We start from the raw sequence: 5,618 nt of genomic DNA, 5'->3' as shown, positions 1-5,618 counted from the left end.
TCCCCCGCAGTACCCGATGCGGGCAGCACCGAGGTGATGGTCGGCGCGAGGTAGTAGTCGATCTGGGTGGTGCCCGAGGTGCTGGTGCCGCCGGCGGTGGTGATGGTCACCGGTTGGGTCGAGACCGTAGTGACCTGGCCCGGGTTGGCCGGCGCGGTGAAGGTGACCTGGCCCGACTGGGTGGGGGCGACCGCCACGGTACCGACGGTGCCCACCGCGACGTGCGTGCCGGTGAGGAAGTTGGTGCCGAACAGCGTGACCGAACCGCCGGTGGCGGCCGGCAGGCATATGACGTTCGTCCCCGTGGTGGTCGGTGTGGCGATGACGAAGAACGGCAGCGCATTGCTGGTGGCGCCGCTGCTGCTGGTGACGCTGACCGAGACCTGGCCGGAGCACGGCGCCGAGCTGGGCACCGTGAAGGTGACCTGGGTGGCGGTGACAGTCGTCGGAGTGACCGCCGCTGCGCCGAAGTTCACCTTCGTCGTGGTGGACAGAGAGGTGCCGTTGATCTGGACGGTGTCCCCGGCCCTGCCCTGGTTGGTGGTGGTCGTCGTGTCCACCAGCGAAGTGATGGTTGCCATGATCTTTCTCCTTCGAACGTGCCTGGCGCCCTGCCGCGAGTGAGCAGGAGCAGGCGGATGGATGACGCGGCCCGCAGTCGCACGGGCAGCTCCGGTCGGCGCAGTGGGGCGGGAGGAGATGTGAAGGCCGTTGCCTCAGGGCGCCTGGGCGGGTGGTCTTGTGTGAAGCGACGCGGCGCCACCTAACGGGGCGCCGTCAACCTCGCTCAACTTCGTGGTTGCGGCGCGGTCGGAGCAGGCAAGGGCGAGTTCGCCCACTGCGCCACGAACCTGTCGCGGAAGAAGGCGAGTTGAATGCCCCGGGTTTTCAGCATGGGGCGGTCGAAGGGGTGGTGGCGGCGCAGTTGTTCGGGGTGTTGCCGGCCACGATGGTGGCGAGCAGCGTGGTGGAGCCCGCGTTCCGGTAGATGCCGCCGCCGTTGACGCTGGCGGTGTTACCGGTGACGCTGCTGGCGGTCATCGTCAGCGTGCTATCGGTGTAGATGCCGCCGCCGTACGAGGCGCGGCTGTTGGTGACGCCCCCGCCCGTCACGGTGACCGACCCGCCGAGGTTGGCGATGCCGCCGCCCACGCCGAGGGCGGCGTCACCGTTGCTGATCGTGACCATGCCCAAGGTGAGCTGCCCGTGGGCAAGCGGGAACTGCGAGGGCCCGTCCACCTCGATGATGCGGAAGGAGGGCGCGTACGACGCACGGGTGATCTCGGTGGCCAGCCCGGTCATGGTGATCGGCGTGGTGATGTTCGGCAGGCCCGCCGGCCCTCCGCTGCCCCCCGCGCTGTGGGCACCAGTCAGGATGTAGGTGCAAAACGGCGCAAGGATCAGGTCACCGCCCCCCGCGGCGTTGGCTTCGTCGACGGCATTGACCAATGCGCTCTCGCTGCACGGCACGGCCACCGCTTGCCCTGGACCCACGGCATCTGCGTGTGCTGCCGCAGCGGTGAGCAAGAGCCCGCCGACCGCGCCGCACCCGGCCAGTATTCGAAATATGTTGATGGCTCGCACAACGCCTCCCTGGACGTATGAGCCACCCTCATCAGCCGATGCACCGCGAGAGCGCGCCGGCCGACGGCTTCCTCCGGTGGGTGCCCTCGCGAACCCGCGCCAGTATGCGCAGGCAGATGCCAGCTGCCGCCCCCAACGGAGGGATGGGCAGCCCACCTGGTCAGATACCACAAGCAAGCCATCTGGGTTGCATACAAACAAGAGCTTTGACGGCACGCCACCCATTCGGCGGAGCGCACGCAAGTGTCTAACTACCGCTCTGCTGACCGCCTGCGCGGAGTGGGACTAGGGCCGCCTTCTCGCCCAACGGTCGGCCTCGATCGTCATCATCGAGATCACCCCAGAACCCAGGAAGGATGTCGGCGGCGACATCGCTCGCCCGACCGGACCCGACTCGTCCATGCCCGGGGTTCGACGACGCACCACCCCGCCGAACACAGGGCCCCACCAGGCCGTCCCCAGCAGCCCAGCCGGGACCACGAAGGCCGCGAGGCCGCCGGGCAGGGCTCGCCAGCCAGCGCCGCAGGCCACCCCGACCCGACAGCGCACCGCCACCCCACCCCCACCACCAGGAGGACAGGGGCGCGCAGAGGGTTGTCGGCATTTCCGGCCTCCTTGGTGGGCGCTGTGAGCTGCACAGATGCCACCCCGCGCCCGGGGCGGGGGTGCCGGCATCAGGAGCTGCATCAGGAGTCACAGCAGGAGCTGCATCGGGAGGCCCGGGAAGGGCCGTTCCCAGGCCTCGTGGGGACCGGACCGCACCCCTTGGGGCGCAGTGATCGCCGTCAGGGGCCGCCTGTGGGGCATCGGTCGGGCCAGGGGGGCGGTGCCGGATCCGGTCGGCGTCGACAGTCCAACCGGACCGGGGAGGGCCTGGCGGAGGAGCGGCCGGGCCGGCCCGGCGGGGCACCGTGGCGTCCGGTGTTCGCCGGGCGCTCACCAACCATCACGGCCCCGCAGGGTCAGACCCCTGCCGGCCGAACCGTCACCCACCACCGCCCTCCACCTACCAGCGAGCCGGGGAAAGGGATGGACCGGCGGGACGGCCGAACCGGTGCCACACTGCCGCGTCGGCGCCGAAGCGGAGCAGCAACGACTGCATTGTCTCCAGTCGCGCCGCCGTTATCGGCGAGGTGTTGTGTGCCGTCCGGCTGGACTGGCGTGGCCGTGCTACGAAGTAGCTGGGGTCGTAACACGGATGGAATCAACCTGCAGCTCCGGGGCCGTGGTCGAGCCTCCGATCTGCGTGTTGTAGGAAATGGCTCCACGTATCACGACGTTCGCCGTAAACGTATCGCCCTGGACTACCTGTGCAAGTATCGAAGGGTCGCTGCTAGTCAGGACTGTATTAGTTGGGTACAGGTACATCTGAGGCTGCTGGACACCATCGACGTTGGCTCGGAACGTTTGTGAGCCTGTTGCCGCATCGAATTGCGTGACCACGCCGTAAACTACGTATTTCTCACCAATATGCGAGTTTGGGTCCTTAGCTATCAGCGCCCACGCTCGGGACGTCAACGGCTCGTAGCCGGCTTGCATCCGCGGCTCGGGGTTCGGTGTCGTTGGGGTGGGCGTTGCCGGTGCGGCCGGAGCGAGACTGGTCATCGGAGGCGTACTCGGTTTGCTGACAGGGGAGCCTCCGCAGGCGGCGAGACTGCCGCCACCTGCCGCAAGTACAGCTGCCGCGCCTACCGCAGTCAGCAGTCGACGGATGGCCATGTGCGATTCCTCGGGTGCTTTCACTGCCCTCAGTCGAAATGTTATGCCGGATTCAGGAGGTAGGTCTGGATCAGGAAACAAAGACGTGAGCTCTGATGAGGAGATCTGGAAAGGCAGCGGCCCGCCACGCACCCGACATGCTCACGACGAACACGTAGAGCAACCGAATTGGCCCCGAGGCCACCCCGCCAGCCAACCCACCACCCCGCCCCGAACCATCCCCAACCGGGTCCAACCCTCACCAGCCGCAGGTCGCACCTCGGACGGCGCCGCAGAGCCATCACCGCGCGCCGCACGACGGAGCCAGCGAGCCGGCCAGCCTCGCGCGTGCCGATCCTGGCGGACCGGGTCCGGGCGGCTGGGGGCGGCCGAGGCGGCGGTCCGTGCCGGGTGAGGCTTGCCCGGAATCTCGGCGTCGGGATGGACGACGACCAGGTGCCCATCAGCGTAGGCGGTGCGCAGCCCGGCGTCGGCGAGGTGGGCTTCGACATCGGAAGGGCGCGGTGGTGGTTGCGGGCGTGGACGGCGTCGTCGCCGTACGCGGGCGAGTACCAGGCGTCCTCCGAGGCGGCCTCGACCTCCTGGCGGCGGCGGAGCAGCCGCCGGTGGTCGCGCTTGGCCTTCTTCTCCTTCTCCGGCGGGGTGAGTCGATTGGCTCCGGGGCGGGTGCGCTTGCGGTCGGCCTCCATGCGGGTCCCCGCACCTCCCGCCACAGGTCATCCGGAGCGGAGACCAGCGCCGCGGTCTGCTCGCGCTTGGTCGGGGCGGGCACCACCAGCGGGCCCAAGTCCTTCGCGGCGCAGGCCTGTCCACAGCCCTGGCACTCCACAGTCTCAGTGCGCGGCTCTCGGCCGGAAGCCGGCCCCGCCTAGTTTTAGGCCCCTGCGGGTGCCGCACGGCGGCTGCGGGGTTGACCCGTGGCCCAGCCGAGTGGCCTCCTGAAAGCAGGGCCCCTCGTCTCCTGCTGGAGGCAGCCATGTCCGATCAGCAACCTTCTGAAGATCCTCGGCCCGAGGCGCCGCCGCCTGGTGGTACGGGCGGCGATGGCGGGTGGCCCCGCTGGGATGAGAGAGCCAGGCCCGCGCCGCCCTCGCCCCGCCCGAGGCCCCGCAGGGTGTTCCTGTGGATCTTCCTCGCCGTTCAGGCGTTGTTCGTGATCTGGATCATCACCGGAACCGTGAGCAGCAGCAAGTCGACCAGCAAGAGCTGCGCCGGCCTGACCGGCCAGGACTTCACCGACTGCATCAATGCAGGACACGCGGGCACGACCATCGGCGTCGGTTTGATTGTCGGGCTTTGGGCGGCAGTCGACATCATTCTGGGAATCACCTACCTCATATACCGCCTCAGCCGCCGAGGCCGACCATAACGTTCTCCGATCCGACCACAGGTCCAAACAACGCGGGGTGTACGACCGTTCCACGCTCCACCACAACAACAGGTCACACCCGACGGCCCTTCGCCGGGTAGAGCTTGGCGTGCAGTACCCGGTTCTCCCACCACGGGTCATCCGGGGCGCAGACCAGCGCGGCCACCTGCTCGCGCTTGGTCGGGGCGGGCGGCACCAGCGGGCCCAAGTCCTTCGCGGTGCGGTCCCGCTCGCACTACGGGCACTCCAGCCGGTCCGGGCCGGCCTTCTCGGTCAACTCCAGCAGCGAGCGCTCCTGGCCGTCGGACTCGACGTCGTCCTCCTAGTCATCATCGGCGGGGTGTTGGGCGAGGACCGCGTGCAGCGGCGATGCGGCTTGCCAGGCTTCGGCGTGCACAACGGGCCGGCCGTCGGGGCCGGCCTCGACGACGATCCGGGCGTCGACGTCCTTCTCGGTCCAGCCGCGGGTGAGGCTGGCACCGTGGTGAAGGGTGCGGATGCCGTCGTGACCTGTCCAGCGCAGCCAGATCGCGCTGCGCACCAGCGGCGAGTCCAGGATCGCCCGGCCCAGGTCTCAGTCTGCGGGTACGGGCCAGCTGTGGGTGGCGGACAGCTCCAGCCGCGCGGACGCGGCCGGGAGCGGCGGGGTACCCACGGTGGCGCCGTCGGTGCCGCCTACGGTGGCACCTGCGGTGGTGTCTACGTGGAACCCGCGCGGTACCGGGGACCGCCGTGGGCCGGCTGGTCAATGCGGACGGCGTCGCCGGACGCGCAGAAGAACCACCGGCCCGCCGCAGGCGCGAGGCCCGAACCGACCGACCACCTCCACTACCAAGACCAAGGGCAAGAGAAGACATCTCAGGAAGCTACGAGTCAAGCAGCCGTCGGGATCGACAACGTGGCAGAGGAGGTGAAGGCATGGGTCTCGTCGAACAGCACACGGTTC

At 69.1% G+C, this 5,618-nt stretch carries 5 protein-coding genes; 1 reads left to right on the top strand and 4 read right to left on the bottom strand.

Features of this window, described 5'->3' with window-relative positions:
- Both ACIBEC_RS47475 and ACIBEC_RS47470 read right to left on the bottom strand, forming a co-directional pair.
- Positions 1 to 581, bottom strand: a 581-nt coding sequence (locus ACIBEC_RS47475; protein WP_396290886.1) for an IPT/TIG domain-containing protein, incomplete at its 3' end; no start/stop codon positions are given.
- Between the two features lie 307 nt (positions 582 to 888).
- Entirely contained in the window at positions 889 to 1,584 is a 696-nt protein-coding gene (locus ACIBEC_RS47470) for a hypothetical protein (RefSeq protein ID WP_396290884.1), read from the bottom strand.
- A gap of 2,833 nt (positions 1,585 to 4,417) precedes the next feature.
- Between ACIBEC_RS47470 and ACIBEC_RS47465 the strand changes: the two genes are divergently transcribed.
- Positions 4,418 to 4,672 (top strand): hypothetical protein, encoded by a 255-nt coding sequence (locus tag ACIBEC_RS47465; RefSeq protein WP_360510242.1) that lies wholly within the window; start codon positions 4,418 to 4,420, stop codon positions 4,670 to 4,672.
- Positions 4,673 to 4,745: 73 nt separating this feature from the next.
- Here ACIBEC_RS47465 and ACIBEC_RS47460 read toward each other — a convergent pair whose 3' ends face one another.
- The gene (locus tag ACIBEC_RS47460; protein ID WP_360510240.1) at positions 4,746 to 4,868 is read right to left on the bottom strand and encodes a hypothetical protein; all 123 of its coding nucleotides are present in this window, start codon (positions 4,866 to 4,868) and stop codon (positions 4,746 to 4,748) included.
- Between the two features lie 126 nt (positions 4,869 to 4,994).
- Positions 4,995 to 5,213 carry a hypothetical protein gene (locus ACIBEC_RS47455; protein ID WP_360510238.1) on the bottom strand — a complete coding sequence of 73 codons (219 nt, stop codon included), beginning with the start codon at positions 5,211 to 5,213 and terminating at the stop codon, positions 4,995 to 4,997.
- Positions 5,214 to 5,618 lie beyond the last annotated feature (405 nt).

The sequence above is a fragment of the Kitasatospora sp. NPDC051164 genome (genome assembly GCF_044455625.1).
In the GTDB taxonomy this organism is placed as follows: Bacteria; Actinomycetota; Actinomycetes; order Streptomycetales; family Streptomycetaceae; genus Kitasatospora.
Note: the sequence above shows the minus strand (reverse complement) of the source record. Positions and strands in the feature narration are given on the sequence as shown.